Below are 15,979 nucleotides of genomic sequence, written 5' to 3' on the forward strand. Positions count from 1 at the left end.
AAAACGGACAGTATGTGACGTGATGTAATGTAACGGAAATTATTTGACATTGCGTTGCGGGACTTGCGGCCGAAACGCCACGGGAAAAAGCTACCGTGCGCCGGGGGTCATGGTGTGACGTACGGTCGCTCCCAAGCCCGTAAACACAGAGCATTCACTCAGCAGGACGCCGCCGAATGACGCGGGGGCGACGAGGAGGGACCTTCCGCATGCGCACCACCGCCCCACGCCGCCGCGCGCGTCGGACTTCCGCGGGCGCCGGTGCGGGCGCGATGGTCGCCCTGACGCTCCTGGCCGCGGGGGCGCTGACAGGGTGTTCGGCGGACGGGACGGAGCCCGGGGGCGAGCGCGGGGCGCAGGCGGCTCCGCGGTGGAACACCGCGCCGGCCTCGGTCGCCGCCGTGGGCGACTCCATCACGCGCGGTTTCGACGCCTGTTCGGTGCTGGTCGACTGTCCGGAGGCCTCCTGGGCCACCGGGGACGATCCCGAGGTCCGCTCGCTGGCCGCCCGGCTGCTCGGCGAGGCCGAGGCGCCCGCGCGGAGCTGGAACTACGCGGTGACCGGCTCCCGGATGATGGACCTGCCGGGACAGCTCGCCTCGGCGGCCGCGCACAAGCCTGGCCTGGTCACGGTGATGGTGGGCTCGAACGACGCCTGCCGGCCCTCGGCTTCGTCGATGACTCCGGTCGCCGATTTCCGCTCCGGCTTCGAGAAGGCGCTGGCCGGTCTGCGGGCGGCCTCGCCGGCCTCGCAGGTGTACGTCTCCAGCGTCCCGGACCTCCAGCGGCTGTGGGAACAGGGCAAGGACGACCCGATGGTGCGCCGGATCTGGAAGCTGGGCATCTGTCAGTCGATGCTCGCCGATCCGATCTCGGCGGCCACCGGTGCGACGGCCCGGCGGGAGAAGGTGCGGGCGCGCGTGGTCGAGTACAACGAGGTGCTGCGCGAGGTCTGCGCGAAGGACGAGCTGTGCCGCTACGACGGCGGCGCGGTCTTCCAGTACCCCTTCTCGGCGGAGCAGTTGAGCCGCTGGGACTGGTTCCACCCGGGCAAGGACGGGCAGGCGCGGCTCGCGGAACTGGCGCACCGACAGGTGACCTCCATCGAGCCTCCGCGTTGACGCGGTGGACGGATCGGACCGGGGGCGCGTGTCAGGGCCCGCCCCCGGTCCAGCTGTGGGATCACCTCCGAGTGGGGTGATTTCCGGCCATTACAGGTCGAGGGCCGCCGTCAGCCGCGTGTCGCCGTGCGAACGGCTCGCGCGCACCTCGTAGCCGCCGCCGATCCGGCGCCAGGAGAGGGACGGCTGGTCCCAGATCTCGAAGGCCCGCTCCGGCAGCGGGATCTCCACGTCGACGCTCTCGCCGGGGCCGGCGGTCACGCTCGCGAAGCCCGCCAGCCAGCTCGCCGGGCGCTCGACACCGTCCGCCACGGGCGCCAGGTAGACCTGTACGGTCTCGCGGCCCGGCCGGGTGCCGGTGTTGGTGACGCGGACCTTCGCCAGCGTGGGGGTGGCTTCCAGGGACTCGTAGGCCCAGTCCGTGTAGCCGAGGCCGTGCCCGAAGGGGAAGGCGGGGGCGATCCCGTGCTTCTCGTAGGCCCGGTAGCCGATGAAGAGCCCCTCGGTGTACTCCAGGCACCCCTCGACGGGGGTGACTTCGGTGACCGGCGCGTCGGCGAACTCGGCGGGCCAGGTGGTGGGCAGCCGCCCGCCCGGCTCGGCCTCGCCCAGGAGTACGTCGGCCAGCGCGGCCCCGCCCTCCTGCCCGGGGAACCAGGTCAGCAGGACGGCGGCGACCTCCTCGCGCCACGGGAGTTCCACCGGGGAGCCCGCGTTCACGACGACCACGGTGTTCGGGTTGACCGCGGCGACGGCGCGCACCAGGTCGTTCTGGCGGCCCGGGAGGGTGAGGTCCTTGCGGTCGAAGCCCTCGGACTCCACCCGCTCGGTGGTGGCGACGACCACGACGGCGGTGTCGGCGGCGCGCGCGGCCTCCACGGCCTCGGCGATGAGCTCGTCGGCGGAGCGCTGCGGGCCGAGGTGGAGGAAGGAGAACATGATCGCCTTGAGCGGCAGCGCCGTCACGTCGGGGACCTGGTAGGTCAGCGAGACCTCTACGGCCTCGCCCTCGGTGAGGGTGAGGCGGGCCCGCTCGTTGGGGGCGCCGAAGAAGGCCTCGAAGGGGTCGGCCTCGCTGCCCATCTGCTGGACTCCGTGCCAGCGGACCTCCCCGCCGACGGCGAGGCTGAACGCACCGAGTCCGCGGGTGCCGAAGGCGTGCTCGCCGCTCTCGCGCGGGACGAACGTACCGACGACCTCGATGCTCGCCATCGTCTCGTACGTGACGCCCTCGGGCAGGTCGTCGCCGATCCACTGGAGCTGCCCGGTGGGCAGGGAGCCCGAGCCGAGGACGTCCCCGGAGGCGTCGCGGCAGATCGCGCGGAGTTCGAAGCCCTTGTCGGCAGGGGTCAGTTCGTCGCTGGGGTCGGCGCCGACCGTGAAGGTCAGGGCGCCTTCGGGCAGGGCCTCGGTGAGCCCGTCCAGCGGGGAGACGATCCGCTCGGGGAAGACGGTGGCCGAGCCGCCGCCGAGGACGCGGGCGTCGCGGGCAGCCGCGCCGATGAGGGCGACGGTGCGGCCGGGGGCGGTGTCGAGCGGGAGGGCCGGGCGCTCGCCGGCGACCGCCTCGTTGCGTACGAGGACGAAGCCGCGGGCGGCCAGCTCGCGGGCCAGTGCCTGGCCGTCGACGGGGGCCGGGACCTCGCCGACGGCGGCGGGGGCGCCCTCCAGGATGCCGACGCGGGCGGCGAGGCGCAGGACGTTGCGGACGGCGTCGTCGACGGCGGACTCGGGGACCTCGCCCGCGCGGACGGCCTCGGCGAGCGGGGCGCCGTAGACGGAGACCGGGCCGGGCATGACCACGTCGAGGCCGCCCAGGATGTCGCCGGTGGTGGAGCGGGCGGCCATCCAGTCGGAGACGTTGGCGCCGTCGAAGCCCCACTCGGCGCGCAGGACCTCGTTGACGAGGTGGGCGTTCTCGCTCATGAACACACCGTTGACCCGGTTGTAGGCGGTCATGATGCCCCACGGGTGGGCGTTCGCGACGATCGCCTCGAAGGGGGCCAGGTACAGCTCGCGCAGCGGGCGGGGGGCGATGACGCTGTCGACGGTGAACCGCTCGGTCTCGGCGTCGTTGCCCACGAAGTGCTTGACGGTGGTGCCCACGCCGCCGTCCTGGACGCCGTTCACGTAGCCGCTGCCGACGGCGCCGGTGAGGTACGGGTCCTCGGAGTAGCACTCGAAGTGCCGGCCGCCGAGCGGGGAGCGGTGCAGGTTGACGGTGGGCGCGAGGAGGACGTGGACGCCCTTGCGGCGGGCCTCCTGGGCGAGGAGCCGGCCGGCCCGGCGGGCCAGCTCGGGGTCCCACGCGGCGGCGAGCGCGGTCGGGGAGGGCAGGGCGATCGACGGGTCGTCCGCGGTCCAGCGCACGCCGCGCACTCCGATGGGGCCGTCGGAGAAGACCAGGGACTTCAGTCCGATCTCGGGGACGGCGGGCAGGGACCACATGTCCTGGCCGGCCAGGAGCCGGGCCTTGGTGTCGAGATCCAGCTTGCCCAGCGCCGCCTCTACGACGTCGTTGCGGACCTGATCGGCATCGGTCACGGCCATGCCTCCTCGTTGAGTGCGGGTGCGCGGTGCGGCGCGGTGACCCCATGGTGGACCCGTTACCTGTAGAACGGTAGGGTTCGTAACCTGTTCGTAATCGATCGATGTCGTACGGTCTGCTGGCAGCTGTGGAACGGAAGGGGTGGCGGGCGATGGTCAGGGCCAGGAGTGAGGAACGGCGCGCGGAGATCGTCCGCGCGGCCCTCGAGGTGATCGCCGAACGCGGCTACCGGGGCGCCGCCCTGGGCGCCGTCGCCGAGCGCGTGGGCCTGACCCAGCAGGGGCTGCTGCACTACTTCCCGAGCAAGGAGGCCCTGCTCGTCGCGGTCCTGGAGGAACGCGACCGCTGGGACACCGGCGGCGGCAGCCGCGCCATGGCCGACGCCTGGCGCCCCGACCTGCTGGCCTCGCTGGTCGAGTACAACGCCATGCGCCCCGGCATCGTGCAGACCTTCTCCGCGCTGCTCGGCGAGAGCGTCACCGAGGGCCACCCGGCACGGGAGTTCTTCGCCGAGCGGTACGCGCAGGTGCGCTCCGCGATGGCGGGCGTACTGCGCGCGGAGTACGGTGACCGGCTCCCCTCGGGCCTCACCCCCGAGCAGGCGGCCCCGCTGCTGGCCGCCGTGATGGACGGCCTCCAGTACCAGTGGCTGCTGGCCCCGGAATCCGTGGACATGCCCGGCACCTTCCGCGCCTTCCTGGACCTGATCCAGGGACGCCGGGCGGCCTGACCCGGGGACACCGGGCGGCCGGGCCGGGGTCGGGGTCGGGCCTTCCCGGGGCCTTCCCCCGGCCGGCCTGCGGCCGTTCGGGGCCACGTCGGGACCCGGGAGGAGGGCTGGCATGCTGGGCCGGGTGAAGATCGCTGCCGCGCAGCTGAGCTGCGTCCCCGCCGACGTGTCCGCCAACGCCGCACGGGCGGCCGCGCTCGCCGTGCGGGCCCGGGAGGAGGGCGCCGGGCTGGTCGTGTTCCCCGAGCTCACGCTGACCGGCTACGAGTTGGCCGCGCTCGGCGCCGACCCCGGGCTGTGGCTGGCCGACGCCGAGGATCCCCGGCTGGACCCCGTGCGTTCCACCGGGATCGCCACCGCCGTCAACGCCGCGCTGCGCACGGACGGCCCGCGGCCCCTCATCGCGACCCTGGTCCACGACGCCGACGGCGCGCACGTGACCACGTACGCCAAGCAGCACCTGTTCCGCCACGAGCGGGAGTTCTTCGCCGCGGGGACGGCCCCGGGCCGCTTCGAGCTCGGCGGGATCCGCTTCTCCCTTGGGATCTGCTTCGACAACCACTTCGCGGACGTGCCCGGCGCGGGCGCCGCGGCCGGCTGCCGGGTCCACCTGGCGAGCTCGCTCTACGGAACGGGCGACGGCATCGCCGAGCGGGCGGCGGTCCACCCGGGGATCGCCCGGGACTTCGGGATGTACGTGGCCCTCGGCAACCACGTGGGTCCCGCCGGACCGTGGACGGGCTGCGGGGGCGCGGCCGTATGGGCGCCGGACGGGACCCTGCTGGCCGAGGCGGACGCGCACACGGCGTCGATCGCCGTGGCGGAGGTGCCGGTGGAGGTGCCGGAGGAGGTGCCGGTGGAGGGGTCGGCGCAGGTCCGGGCCTGACGGGGCGTCCGGGTGCGCGGCTCCGGAACCCGTAGGGAAACAGGGCCCGGAGCAACCGGGAAAGGGCCCGTGAGGGCGCTGGAAGAGGTCTTGGGGCGTCCGGCCTCCCCGCCCGCGGGGGCGGGGACCGGCCCGGCCGCACCAGGGCGCCAGACGGCCCGTCAGGCATGCTCCACACCCGCCCTGACCTGGGCTTTTCCCTGGTCCGCCGATAAAATCGGGAACATCTGAAAGGGGTTCGGATGGACCGGAACATACGCAGTGTCGACGACGTACTCGCCCTCATGGACGGCCTCTTCGCACCGGAGGCCGACCGCTGGACGGCCGCCGGCTCCGACTGGTGGGACGGCTTCTACGCGGACCGCGAGCGGTCGGTGCCCTTCTTCGTGGCGAAGCCCGACGAGAACCTCGTCTCCTGCCTCGACCGCGGGCTGGTCCCCGCGGGCGGCCGCGCCCTGGACCTCGGCTGCGGCCCCGGCCGCAACTCCCTGTACCTGGCCGCCCGGGGCTTCGAGGTGGATGCCGTCGACCTCTCCCCGACGGCCCTGGCCTGGGCCGGGGAGCGGACTTCGGCCGCGGGGGCCCGGATCCGTTTCCACCAGGGGGACGCCTTCGGCGCCGCCGGCGCCGGGCTCGCGGGCCCGTACGACCTGATCTACGACTCGGGCTGCTTCCACCACCTGCCGCCGCACCGCCGGGTCAGCTACCTGGCCCTGCTGGACCGGCTACTGGCCCCGGGCGGCCGCTTCGCCCTGACCTGCTTCGCCTCGGGCGCGATGGGATCCGAGCTGCCCGACGAGGAGTTCTACGGCCGGGCCCGCCTCGAAGGCGGGCTCGCCTACACGCCCGAGGAGCTGCGCTGGGTCTTCGAGGACCTCACCGAGGTGGAGCTGCGCCGGATGAACGACGAGCCCGCATCCTCCGGCTCCTTCGGCGAGGCCTTCCTGTGGACGGCGCTGTTCCGCCGCCCGGAGTGAGGACCCGGTCCTCTCCTCACATGGGGACCGTCCGGGCGGCGTCCGGGAGGAGGTGCTTCGTGCCCCACGCGCCGAGGGCCTCCATGGCCTCGTTCAGCTCGTGGCCGAGCGGGGTCAGCGAGTACTCCACGCGCGGCGGGACCTCCTCGTAGACCTCGCGGTGGACGATGCCGTCCGTCTCCAACTCGCGCAGCTGGGCCGCGAGGACCTTCTCCGAGACCCCCGGGACCAGGCGGCGCAGCTCGCCGAAGCGGCGCGGGCACTGCTCCAGCTCCCACAGGACCGACACCTTCCACTTGCCGTCGATCACGGACATCGCCGCGGCGATCCCGCAGTGATCCGCCCCCGGCCGCTGTGTCATTGCCATCGCGCACCCCTCCCCACCTGTTCGCTCACCTCGGGGTAATCACCCACTCCGAAGTGCGTACTTGAGCACCTGACGTCCCTCCACCAGGCTAATCGGCATGACCGACACCAGCACGAAGACCGGCACGAAGACCGGCACCGACAACGCGGCACAGACCCCGCTCACCCTCCTGGGACTCGGCGCGATGGGCACCGCCCTCGCCCGCACCTGGCTCGCCGCCGGGCACCCCCTCACCGTGTGGAACCGCACCCCCGCCAAGGCCGAGGCCCTCGCGGCCGAGGGCGCCGTCGTCGCCGCGACCCCCGCCGAGGCGGTGGCCGCGAACGGCCTGATCGTGGTCTGCCTGCTGGACCACGCCAGCGTCGGCTCGGCCCTGGAGGGCCTGGACCTCACCGGCAAGGACCTGGTCGACCTGACCACCGGCACCCCCGCCGACGGCCGCGCCCGAGCCGCGTGGGCCCAGGAGCGCGGGGCCCGGTTCCTCGACGGCGGGATCATGGGCACCCCGTCGATGATCGGCGCCCCCGCGGCCGGCGGGTACGTCTTCTACAGCGGCTCCCCCGAGCTCTTCGAGGAGCACCGGAGCACGCTGGAGGTCCCGGCCGGCGTCCGCTACGTCGGCTCCGACCCCGGCCACGCGGCCCTGCACGACGTGGCCCTGCTGAGCGCGATGACCGGGCTGTTCGCCGGGATCTCGCACGCCTACGCGCTGATCGAGGGCGAGGACGTCTCCCCCAAGGACCTGGCTCCGCTGCTGACCGAATGGCTGGGCGCGATGGGCTTCTTCGCGGGCGCCGCCGCCGAGCGACTGGTCTCGGGGGACTTCACCACGGGCGTCGAATCGAACCTGGCCATGCAGGTCGCGGCGAGCGCCACCTATCTGCGGACCGCGGCGGAGCAAGGGGTCAGCGCCGAGCTGATCAGCCCGTACCTGGACCTGATGCGGGAGCGGCTGGAAGCCGATCCGGCGGCGCACGGCGGCGAGGACACCGCCGGGGCGATCACCCTGCTCAGGCGCTGAGCCGCTTTCCCCGCGGCCGGGCCTGGGACTGGCCCTGAGTCGGGTCCTGGGTCCGGGTCGGGCCCTGCCCCTGCGCCTGCTCCTCTGCATGCGCCTGCTCCCGGTCCGGCTCCCCCGTGGTTTCGCCCACCAGGTCCCGGACCATGAGCGTCGCCCCGGCCACCGCGCCGGGCATCAGGAACACGGCGACGAAGGGCACCAGGAACGACAGCACGAGCGGCACCCCGAAGCCGAGCGCCAGCATCCGCCGCCGGCGCAGCAGCGCGAGCTGCTCGGTGAGCTGCACCCGGCGGCGCATCAGGGCGACGGAGGTGAGCTCCTGGGCGAGGAAGAAGCCGGAGACGCAGAAGCCGAGGACCGGCACCACGGTCTGCCCGATCACCGGAACGAAGCCGAGCGCGAAGAGCAGGATCCCGAAGAGCAGCACCCGGCCGAGGATCCGCAGGCTGTCCCGGGCGGAGATCCACAGTTCCCGCGCGAGCGTGAGGCCGGACTCCGGGACCTCGCCGCCCTCGGTGCGGTCGACCTGCTCCGAGAGGGACTCGTAGAACGGCTGGCCCACGAGCAGGGTCACGGCGGTGAAGGTGATCACCGCGAGGAAGAGGCCGAGGCAGAAGACCAGGGCCGTCAGGAAGCCGCGGAAGAGCCCGAGCCACGGGGAGGACCAGCCGTCGGCGAAGGGGGTCGCCCAGGCGGTCAGGTCGTCGGCGCCGTAGCCGAGGCCGATGAGGGCTCCGGCGTACAGCACCAGGGAGACGAGCCCGGGCAGCAGCCCGAAGCCCAGCCATCGGCCGTGGCCCAGTACCCATCGCTGTCCGGCCAGCAGATAGCCGAATCCCCCCGCAAGATCACGCATGGCTCCAGTTTAGGTCGGGCGCCCGGGCAGGAGGATGCCGGGCATGACGAAGGCCGCACCCCGGTGCCTGGGTGCGGCCTTCGACGTAGATCAGACCGCGAGCTCGACCGTGATGTTGCCGCGGGTCGCCTTGGAGTACGGGCAGACCTGGTGGGCCTTCTCGATGAGGTCCTTGGCGGTGGCGGCGTCCACGTTCGGGATGGAGGCCGAGATCTTGACGATGATGCCGAAGCCGTCGTCGTTCTTGCCGATGCCGACCTCGGCGGTGACCGTGGAGCCGGAGATGTCGGCGTTCTCGTTGCGGGCGACGACGCCGAGCGCACCCTGGAAGCAGGCGCTGTAGCCGGCGGCGAACAGCTGCTCGGGGTTGGTGCCCTCGCCGCTGCCACCGAGCTCCTTCGGCGGGTTCACGACGACGTCGAGGCGACCGTCGTTGGTGGCGACGCGACCGTCACGGCCGTTCTCGGCGGTGGCAACAGCGGTGTACGCGACGTCGGACTGCTGGATGGACATGTAAGGAAATCCTCCTGGTAATCGCCGGGACTCGCGCCCACGCGTCACGGCGGTGTGGAGTGAGCCTAACCGGTGAAAGAAACGATCATCTTTCCGGTGTTGTCACCGCGCAGCATTCCGAGGAAGGCGTCGGCGGCGTTCTCCACTCCGCGGACGACCGTCTCGTCCGCGACGAGCTCCCCGGAGCGCAGCCAGCCGGCCACGTCCTGGACGAACTGCGGCTGCAGTCCGGCGTGGTCTCCGACCAGGATCCCCTGGAGGCGCAGCCGCTTGCCGATGACCAGGGCGAGGTTGCTCGGGCCGGGGACCGGCTCGGTGGCGTTGTACTGGGCGATGGCCCCGCACAGGGTGGCCCGGCCGTGGACGTTCAGGGAGGAGATCGCGGCCTCCAGGTGGTCCCCGCCGACGTTGTCGAAGTAGACGTCGATGCCCTCGGGCGCGGCCTCGCGCAGCTGCTCGGCGACGGGGCCGTTCTTGTAGTTGAAGGCGGCGTCGAAACCGTACTTCTCCGTGAGGAGCGTCACCTTCTCGTCGGAGCCGGCGGAGCCGATGACGCGGGAGGCGCCCTTGATCTTCGCGAACTGGCCGACGAGGCTGCCGACGGCGCCGGCGGCGCCGGAGACGAAGACGGAGTCGCCCTCCTTGAAGGAGGCGACCTCGAAGAGCCCGGCGTAGGCGGTCAGACCCGGCATTCCGAGGACGCCGAGGTAGGCGGAGAGCGGGGCGAGCGCGGCGTCCACCTTGGTGGCGTGCTTGGCGTCCAGCTCCGCGTACTCGCGCCAGCCCAGGCCGTGCAGCACGTGGTCGCCGACCGCGAAGCGCTCGTCGGCCGAGGCCACGACCTCGCCGACCGCGCCGCCGTCCATGGGCCGGTCGAGCTGGAACGCCGGGATGTACGACTTCACGTCGTTCATCCGGCCGCGCATGTACGGGTCCACGGACATGTGGAGGTTGCGCACCAGGATCCGGCCGGCGGCGGGCTCCGCGTTCACCGGTACCTCGCGCAGGGCGAAGTCCTCGGCGACGGGCCAGCCCTGCGGACGGCGGACGAGGTGCCACTCGCGGCTGACGGCAGGAATCTGGGACATGTGGCGCTCCTGGGATGAGGGGAGGAAATGCTTCACAACGTGAAACAACCATGCGCCTGGATATTTCATGTTGTCAAGTAAATGGGTACGCTGGATCCATGCCCAGTCGTCGCGCAGACCCCCTGACCCTCGAGGTCGTCGAGCTCATCGGCGACGTCGTGGCCCGCTACCACCAGGAGTACGAGCACGCGGCCTCCAGCCACCAGCTCACCGGCGCCCAGGCCCGCGTCCTGAACCTGCTCTCCCTGGAGCCCATGCCGATGCGCAAGATCGCGCAGAAGCTGCGGTGCGAGCCGTCGAACATCACCGGGATAGTGGACCGCCTGGAGACCCGCGGGCTCGTCGAGCGCCGCCCCGACCCGGCCGACCGCCGGGTGAAGCTCGCAGCGGCCACCGAGGAGGGCCTGCAGACCGCCGACCGGCTCCGCGAGTCGCTGGACTTCGCCCGGGAGCCGCTGGCCGGGCTCACCGCGGCCGAGCGCGCGGTCCTACGGGACCTGCTCAGGCGGATGCTGGGCTGAGCTCCCCGCTCACCAGCACAGCCCGTTCACCAGCACAGCGGGTTCCACCACGGGCAGTCCGGGGTGGGCTCCGGGGTCGGCGTCGGAGACGGCTTCGGATTCGGATTCGGCTTCTTGGTGGGCTTCGGCGGCTTGGGGTCCCTCGAACTCGGGCTCCCGCTCGGAGTCGCGGAGCCGCCGGACCTCGATGCGGTCGGAGTCGCGGACGTGGGGGTCCGGGAAGCGCTCCGCGACGGCTCCGCCGGCTCGGAGGCGGACGGCCCGGCACCGGAGGCCCCGGTGCTCCGACCGGTCCCGCCCGGCTTCGGACCCCCGGCCGTGGCCTTCCCGGAGCCGGCGGCCCGGCCCTTCCCCGAAGCCGTGCCCGTGGGCGCGGCGGGCCCGTCCGTCAGACCCGGAAGCGGCGCCGGCTCCGCGGGACCCGCGTCGTCGGTCAGCACCACCGTCGCCGCCCGGTCGGTGCGCTGCCCGTCGACCGCCAGCCTGGCCAGGCCCAGCGTGGCTCCGGCGGCGAGCAGCAGCCCGAGCCCCACGGTGAGCGCGGTCCGGCGGCGTCTGCGGTGGCCGGCGCGGCGGCGGTCGGCGGCGCGGCCCCGGGCCCGGCCGCGGCCCTGCCCCCGGCCCTGCTCGCGTTCCCCGGACAGCACGACGAGGGAGTCGGCGTACACGTCGGCGAGTCCGGCCGGGTCGCTTCCGAAAGCGGCGGCGGAGCCGGGGGCGGGCGCGGCGGGCACTGCCGGCGCGGCGGATCTCAGGTGTTCCGCCGGGGTCCCGCATCCGGCGCACGCCAGCGCGCCGTTGAGGTACCTGCGGCAGGCGATGCAATAGTCCATGGCGCCCCGCAGGCTACGCGTTCACTCACAACGGCCGTATACCGGGATCGTGAGGATCCTGTGTGGAAGGCTTGATTCCATGACAAGGACGCCAAGGACACCGGGGTCGCCGGGGGCGCCGGGGGCACGGCCCCCCGCACCGGGCCCCTTCGGCCCCGCCGGCTTCCAACTGGTGCTGCTGCGCCGGATGGCGGACTTCCAGCCGGGCCTCGCGGAGGAGGCCCGGCGGCTGCTCGGCGTCTCCCCCGCCGAGCAGCGGGAGGCCAACAAGCGCTGGCAGGCCATGGTCCGGTCGCCGCGCTCGCGGGGCGCCCTGGCCCGCTACCGCTCGGTGCTCGGCCCGCCCGAGGCCGTCTCCTCGCGCACGATCGGCGATCTGACGTGCGAGGCCCTGCTGTGGCCGGTGCCCCTCTGGCCCGACCTCCGCTTCGAGGTGCTCGCCGCGCCGGACGGGGCCGTGTGGAACGAGTGGCTGGTCCGGGCCCCGGGCGCGCCCGGTCCCGTACTGGAGTCGCCCGAGGACCTGCTGCCCTGGTCGGCGACGGTCGACGAGGTGGCGCGGGCCTTCGCCCCGGTCCGCCCGATGGAGGGCAGCGCCCCGACGCGGTGGCGCCTCGCGTTCACCGCGTCGGGGCGGGCGTGCGTCGCGGAGTTCACGTACGGCCTGCTCCAGGAGGTCGCCGTGGAGAGCGGCTAGGGACGGCCTAGGAGCGCAGGAAGGCCCGTACGCCCGCCGAGGTGGGGTCGTCCCCGAGCAGGTCGTTGTGCTTGAGGCAGCCGACCGGGGTGTTGGTCGCCCCGGTGAGCGGGACGCTGTCATCGGGGTTGATGACTTCGTCGCAGGGGGACCAGAAGGTGGCGTACCGCACCGCGCCGGGGGTCTCGTCGCCGGAGTTCAGGTTCTTCACCACGTAGGAGCCGGGGGTCATGTCCCGGCATGCCTGGTCCCACAGGGCGCAGGCCCAGGCGGTGGAGGTGCCGCGGTTGGGGCCGGCGAGGGAGACCCAGCGGTCCACGTACGGGGCGCCGCCGCCGAACTTCACGTACCAGCGGGTGACCAGCGAGCCGAAGGAGTGCGCGACCAGGTCCACCCGGGCGGCGCCGGTCTGCCGGCGGACCCCGTCCACGTACGCGGCGAGCCGTCCGGAGAGGACCTCGTTGACGGACTGGTGGGTGTCGTAGCCGAAGGAGAACAGCTCGGAGTCGGCGTAACCGTCGGCGCGCAGGTCCTCGCGCAGGGAGCCCCAGACGCCGGGGTCGGCGTTGTAGCCGTGCACGAAGACCAGCGGATTGCGCGCGGCGGCCGGTCCGGAGGACGCACCGGGGGCCACCCCCCAGATCGCCCCGGAAGTCGCGCCGGGAGACGCGCCCCAGATCGCCCCGGGAGAGACGCCGACGGCCTGCGCCGGGAGCGCGGGCGCCGCGAGGAGCGCCAGGCAGAGTGCCAGGAGGGCGAGCAGTCGCTGGCGGACCGTCAGCATCGAGTCCCCTTTACCTTGTTACGCACGAGTAGCACGATCGGTGCGGGCATGGTCGCGCCTGGCGTCGCAGAATTCCACCCCCGTGCAGCACTCACCCGCACCCCTCGTGACCCTTCCGTATCTCACGACACCCCCCACCCGGAGCATCAAATCGGGCAATACGGGTAATTCACCCGAGAAGATACGAAGTGTGACCGGCAACCGCCGGTCTTCTTGCGTCAGCGTCTCGGGAGGATCTGCCGTGACCGTCAGTCTTGAGCAGTTGCGCCGCTGCCACGTGGCCGTCGACCTCGGAGCGGCCAGGACCCGCGTCTACGTCAAGGGCCTCGGCCTGGTCGTGGACGAGCCCAGTGCCGCCGCCGTGAACACGCGGACCGGCGCACTCATCGCCGTCGGCACCTTCGCCGAACGGATGACCGGCCGCACGCCCGACTACATCCGCGTCGTCCGCCCCATCTCCGGCGGCACCGTCGTGGACATCGAGATGGCCCAGCGCATGCTGCGCCACCTCCTCGGCGAGAAGCTGCGGCGCGCCCTGCGCCGCAAGCCCCGGCTGCGGGCCGCCGCCTGCACCCCGCACGACGCCGACCCGCTCGCCCAGCGCGCGACAGTGGAGACGATGGTCGGACTGGGAGCCCGGCGCGTCGAACTGGTCGACACCCTGATCGCGGCGGCCGTCGGCTGCGGCCTCCCCGTGGAGCAGCCGACCGCGACGATGATCATGGTGTGCGGGGCCGCCGCCACCCAGGTCGCCGTCCTCTCCCTCGGTTCGATCGTCACCGCCGTACGGATCCCGGTGGGCGGCGAGGCCATCGACCACGCCGTCGTCCAGCACCTGCGCCACGCGCACGAGCTGATGCTGCCGAGCCAGGCCGTCCGCCCGCTCCAACTGGCCCTGCACGGCAACGGCATCACCGCCGGCGGACCGACCTCCACCCTCATCCACGGCCGCGACGTGGCCACCGGACTCGCCCGCTCCGTCCACGTGGACACCGCGGCCGTCCGGGACGCCATCCACACCCCGCTGACCGCCGTGCTCGACGGCATCGGCAAGGTGCTGCGCGACTGCCCGCCGGACCTGGTGGCCGATCTGACCGACCGAGGGATCATGATGGTCGGTGGCAGCGCCCTGCTGCCGGGCCTGGACCAGATGCTCCGCGATGCGACCGGGATGCCCGTGGCCATCGCCGAACGGCCGGACGTCTGCGCGGTACTGGGCCTCGGCATGATGCTCGAAGGGAAGATCGCCCCCATGGTTCTGAACCCCCTGGCCGAATGACGCACACCGATCCACCCCCGCCGGGCCCCGGGAACGGGCAGGCCGTCGCCGCCCGACAGGCGGCCAGCCTGCCCGTCCTCCTGGAGGCGGTCCTCAGCGTCGGTTCCGAACTCGAACTGCGGACCACCCTCCAGCACCTCGTGGATTCGGCGACCGAGCTGTGCGCGGCACGGTACGGAGCGCTCGGGGTCGTCGACCCCGAGCGCGCCCGGCTGACCGAGCTCTTCACCTCCGGCATGACCGAGGCCGAGAAGGCAGCCATCCTCCACCTGCCGGACGGCCGTTCCGGCCTGCTCGGCGCCCTGATCACCGATCCGCGCCCGCTCGTGCTGGAGGACCTGAACCAGGACCCCCGCACGGCGGGCTTCCCGCCGGGACACCCCCCGATGAAGGGTTTTCTCGGCGTCCCGATCCGGGTCCACACCGAGGTCTTCGGCAACCTCTACCTCACCGACAAGCGGGGCGGCGGCCCGTTCACGGACGAGGACCTCGCGCTGGTGCGCGTCCTGGCCTCGCAGGCGGGGATAGCGATCGGCAACGCCCGGCTGTACGAGACCGCGCGCCGCCGGGAGCGCTGGATCGAGGGCGCCGCCGCCGTGACCACCACCCTGCTGGCGGGCCGGCCCGCGGCGGACGCGCTGATGTGCGTGGCCGAACGCGCCCGGCTGCTGGCCGACGCCGTGGCCGGGGTCGTCCTCCAGCCGACCCCCGAGGGCGGCATGGAGATCGTGGCCGCCTCCACGCAGGGCGACCCCGGTGACCTGGTGGGCACGGCCATCGCGCCCGGCTCGGCGGTCCTGGAACAGCTCCTGGGCGGCGAGCCGGTCTTCATAGAGGACTCGGCGACGGACCCCCGGATGACCACGCACGTGCGCGAACGCTTCGGCCCGAGCATGATGCTGCCCCTCCAGAGCGGCGGTCAGCTCATCGGCACGCTCGCCCTGCCGCGCGCCCGCGGCGGCCCCGCCTACGACGCGGTCGACCGGCTGCTGGCCTCGCAGTTCGCCTCCCAGGCCGCGCTGGCCCTGGTCCTGGCGGACGCCCAGCACGACCGGGAGCAACTGGCCGTCTACGAGGACCGGGACCGCATCGCCCGCGACCTCCACGACCTGGTGGTCCAGCGGCTGTTCGCGACGGAGATGATGCTGGAGAGCACCCGTCGGCGCTCCGCCAAGGCGCCCAGCGGGGACACCGTCGGCGAGGAGCTGGGGCGGGCCGTGGACGAGCTCGACTCCACCATCCAGGAGGTCCGCACGGCCATCTTCGCCCTGCAGCAGCCGCCGACGGACGCCCCGACCACCTTCCGGGGCCGGGTCCTGCGGGAGACCGGCGGGGCGGCGGTGCTGCTGGGCTTCCAGCCGTCGGTGCACTTCGCGGGCACGGTGGACGCGCTGCTGCCCGATCCGGTCGCGGACGACCTCCTCTCCGCCCTGCGCGGGGCCCTGGCCGCGGCGCACCGCCGGTCCGAGGTCACCTCCATCGAGGTCGAGGTCGACGCGGTCCCCAGCCGGGTCCGCCTCACCGTCTCCGACGACGGCCGCACGGACTCGGGCACCCGCGGCACGACTCTGACCTGGGAAGCCCCGCTCTGACCCTGGCGGGGGGGTGGGTCGACCCTGCGGGGCTGTCCCCTACCCGCCCTTCCACCGTTCCCCGGGGCTCCGCCCCGGACCCCGCGCCTCAAACGCCGGCGGGGCTGGATTTGCCGCTGCGCGGCAAACTCCAGCCCGCCCGGCCGCACCGGCCCGTCGGCCCCGC

General features: G+C 73.2%; 16 protein-coding genes. 9 read left to right on the forward strand and 7 right to left on the reverse strand.

Features of this window, described 5'->3' with window-relative positions:
- Positions 1 to 209 precede the first annotated feature (209 nt).
- Entirely contained in the window at positions 210 to 1,121 is a 912-nt protein-coding gene (locus tag OG435_RS15750) for an SGNH/GDSL hydrolase family protein (protein WP_266877481.1), read from the forward strand.
- A 90-nt stretch (positions 1,122 to 1,211) separates the two neighbouring features.
- Here the strand turns inward: OG435_RS15750 and OG435_RS15755 are convergent, their stop codons facing one another.
- Positions 1,212 to 3,671, reverse strand: a complete 2,460-nt coding sequence (locus OG435_RS15755; protein WP_266877482.1) for a beta-glucosidase family protein — start codon at positions 3,669 to 3,671, stop codon at positions 1,212 to 1,214.
- Between the two features lie 149 nt (positions 3,672 to 3,820).
- On the opposite strand from OG435_RS15755, the gene OG435_RS15760 reads away from it, so the two are divergent.
- From OG435_RS15760 to OG435_RS15770, 3 genes are all read left to right on the forward strand, one after another.
- Positions 3,821 to 4,399 carry a TetR/AcrR family transcriptional regulator gene (locus OG435_RS15760; protein ID WP_266881771.1) on the forward strand — a complete coding sequence of 193 codons (579 nt, stop codon included), beginning with the start codon at positions 3,821 to 3,823 and terminating at the stop codon, positions 4,397 to 4,399.
- A 112-nt stretch (positions 4,400 to 4,511) separates the two neighbouring features.
- Positions 4,512 to 5,285, forward strand: coding sequence for a carbon-nitrogen hydrolase family protein (locus OG435_RS15765; protein WP_430625634.1), 774 nt, complete (start codon positions 4,512 to 4,514; stop codon positions 5,283 to 5,285).
- Between the two features lie 242 nt (positions 5,286 to 5,527).
- Positions 5,528 to 6,262, forward strand: coding sequence for a class I SAM-dependent methyltransferase (locus OG435_RS15770; RefSeq protein WP_266877483.1), 735 nt, complete (start codon positions 5,528 to 5,530; stop codon positions 6,260 to 6,262).
- Positions 6,263 to 6,278: 16 nt separating this feature from the next.
- Here the strand turns inward: OG435_RS15770 and OG435_RS15775 are convergent, their stop codons facing one another.
- Positions 6,279 to 6,629 (reverse strand): winged helix-turn-helix transcriptional regulator, encoded by a 351-nt coding sequence (locus tag OG435_RS15775; RefSeq protein WP_266877484.1) that lies wholly within the window; start codon positions 6,627 to 6,629, stop codon positions 6,279 to 6,281.
- Between the two features lie 97 nt (positions 6,630 to 6,726).
- Between OG435_RS15775 and OG435_RS15780 the strand changes: the two genes are divergently transcribed.
- A complete protein-coding gene (locus OG435_RS15780) occupies positions 6,727 to 7,650 on the forward strand; it encodes an NAD(P)-dependent oxidoreductase (protein ID WP_266877485.1) in 924 nt (307 codons plus the stop codon).
- Here the strand turns inward: OG435_RS15780 and OG435_RS15785 are convergent.
- From OG435_RS15785 to OG435_RS15795, 3 genes are all read right to left on the reverse strand, one after another.
- Positions 7,640 to 8,506 carry an EI24 domain-containing protein gene (locus tag OG435_RS15785; RefSeq protein ID WP_266877486.1) on the reverse strand — a complete coding sequence of 289 codons (867 nt, stop codon included), beginning with the start codon at positions 8,504 to 8,506 and terminating at the stop codon, positions 7,640 to 7,642. The two genes, OG435_RS15780 and OG435_RS15785, sit on opposite strands and share 11 nt — an antisense overlap.
- A gap of 90 nt (positions 8,507 to 8,596) precedes the next feature.
- Positions 8,597 to 9,019, reverse strand: coding sequence for an organic hydroperoxide resistance protein (locus OG435_RS15790; RefSeq protein WP_266877487.1), 423 nt, complete (start codon positions 9,017 to 9,019; stop codon positions 8,597 to 8,599).
- Between the two features lie 65 nt (positions 9,020 to 9,084).
- Positions 9,085 to 10,107, reverse strand: a complete 1,023-nt coding sequence (locus OG435_RS15795; RefSeq protein WP_266877488.1) for an NADP-dependent oxidoreductase — start codon at positions 10,105 to 10,107, stop codon at positions 9,085 to 9,087.
- Between the two features lie 98 nt (positions 10,108 to 10,205).
- Here OG435_RS15795 and OG435_RS15800 point away from each other — a divergent pair, with 98 nt between their 5' ends.
- Entirely contained in the window at positions 10,206 to 10,628 is a 423-nt protein-coding gene (locus OG435_RS15800) for a MarR family winged helix-turn-helix transcriptional regulator (protein WP_266877489.1), read from the forward strand.
- 26 nt (positions 10,629 to 10,654) lie between these two features.
- Here OG435_RS15800 and OG435_RS15805 read toward each other — a convergent pair whose 3' ends face one another.
- Entirely contained in the window at positions 10,655 to 11,461 is an 807-nt protein-coding gene (locus OG435_RS15805; protein ID WP_266877490.1) for an SCO2400 family protein, read from the reverse strand.
- A 79-nt stretch (positions 11,462 to 11,540) separates the two neighbouring features.
- On the opposite strand from OG435_RS15805, the gene OG435_RS15810 reads away from it, so the two are divergent.
- Entirely contained in the window at positions 11,541 to 12,158 is a 618-nt protein-coding gene (locus OG435_RS15810) for a hypothetical protein (RefSeq protein WP_430625635.1), read from the forward strand.
- A 7-nt stretch (positions 12,159 to 12,165) separates the two neighbouring features.
- Here the strand turns inward: OG435_RS15810 and OG435_RS15815 are convergent, their stop codons facing one another.
- Positions 12,166 to 12,942, reverse strand: a complete 777-nt coding sequence (locus OG435_RS15815) for an esterase/lipase family protein (RefSeq protein WP_266877491.1) — start codon at positions 12,940 to 12,942, stop codon at positions 12,166 to 12,168.
- 241 nt (positions 12,943 to 13,183) lie between these two features.
- Between OG435_RS15815 and OG435_RS15820 the strand changes: the two genes are divergently transcribed.
- Together OG435_RS15820 and OG435_RS15825 are read left to right on the forward strand one after the other, a co-directional pair.
- Positions 13,184 to 14,221 (forward strand): rod shape-determining protein, encoded by a 1,038-nt coding sequence (locus tag OG435_RS15820; RefSeq protein WP_266877492.1) that lies wholly within the window; start codon positions 13,184 to 13,186, stop codon positions 14,219 to 14,221.
- On the forward strand, positions 14,218 to 15,813 hold the full coding sequence (locus OG435_RS15825; protein WP_266877493.1) for a sensor histidine kinase: 1,596 nt from the start codon (positions 14,218 to 14,220) through the stop codon (positions 15,811 to 15,813). The genes OG435_RS15820 and OG435_RS15825 overlap by 4 nt, the downstream gene beginning before the upstream one ends.
- The last annotated feature ends 166 nt before the right edge of the window (positions 15,814 to 15,979 follow it).

The organism is Streptomyces sp. NBC_01264, from assembly GCF_026340675.1.
Lineage (GTDB): Bacteria > Actinomycetota > Actinomycetes > Streptomycetales > Streptomycetaceae > Streptomyces.

Excerpts from the sequence above, each read along its gene's own strand:
- OG435_RS15750 (WP_266877481.1), top strand. The coding sequence starts at position 210 with ATGCGCACCACCGCCCCACGCCGCCGCGCGCGTCGGACTTCCGCGGGC.
- OG435_RS15755 (WP_266877482.1), bottom strand. The coding sequence starts at position 3,671 with ATGGCCGTGACCGATGCCGATCAGGTCCGCAACGACGTCGTAGAGGCG.
- OG435_RS15760 (WP_266881771.1), top strand. The coding sequence starts at position 3,821 with ATGGTCAGGGCCAGGAGTGAGGAACGGCGCGCGGAGATCGTCCGCGCG.
- OG435_RS15765 (WP_430625634.1), top strand. The coding sequence starts at position 4,512 with ATGCTGGGCCGGGTGAAGATCGCTGCCGCGCAGCTGAGCTGCGTCCCC.
- OG435_RS15770 (WP_266877483.1), top strand. The coding sequence starts at position 5,528 with ATGGACCGGAACATACGCAGTGTCGACGACGTACTCGCCCTCATGGAC.
- OG435_RS15775 (WP_266877484.1), bottom strand. The coding sequence starts at position 6,629 with ATGGCAATGACACAGCGGCCGGGGGCGGATCACTGCGGGATCGCCGCG.
- OG435_RS15780 (WP_266877485.1), top strand. The coding sequence starts at position 6,727 with ATGACCGACACCAGCACGAAGACCGGCACGAAGACCGGCACCGACAAC.
- OG435_RS15785 (WP_266877486.1), bottom strand. The coding sequence starts at position 8,506 with ATGCGTGATCTTGCGGGGGGATTCGGCTATCTGCTGGCCGGACAGCGA.
- OG435_RS15790 (WP_266877487.1), bottom strand. The coding sequence starts at position 9,019 with ATGTCCATCCAGCAGTCCGACGTCGCGTACACCGCTGTTGCCACCGCC.
- OG435_RS15795 (WP_266877488.1), bottom strand. The coding sequence starts at position 10,107 with ATGTCCCAGATTCCTGCCGTCAGCCGCGAGTGGCACCTCGTCCGCCGT.
- OG435_RS15800 (WP_266877489.1), top strand. The coding sequence starts at position 10,206 with ATGCCCAGTCGTCGCGCAGACCCCCTGACCCTCGAGGTCGTCGAGCTC.
- OG435_RS15805 (WP_266877490.1), bottom strand. The coding sequence starts at position 11,461 with ATGGACTATTGCATCGCCTGCCGCAGGTACCTCAACGGCGCGCTGGCG.
- OG435_RS15810 (WP_430625635.1), top strand. The coding sequence starts at position 11,541 with ATGACAAGGACGCCAAGGACACCGGGGTCGCCGGGGGCGCCGGGGGCA.
- OG435_RS15815 (WP_266877491.1), bottom strand. The coding sequence starts at position 12,942 with ATGCTGACGGTCCGCCAGCGACTGCTCGCCCTCCTGGCACTCTGCCTG.
- OG435_RS15825 (WP_266877493.1), top strand. The coding sequence starts at position 14,218 with ATGACGCACACCGATCCACCCCCGCCGGGCCCCGGGAACGGGCAGGCC.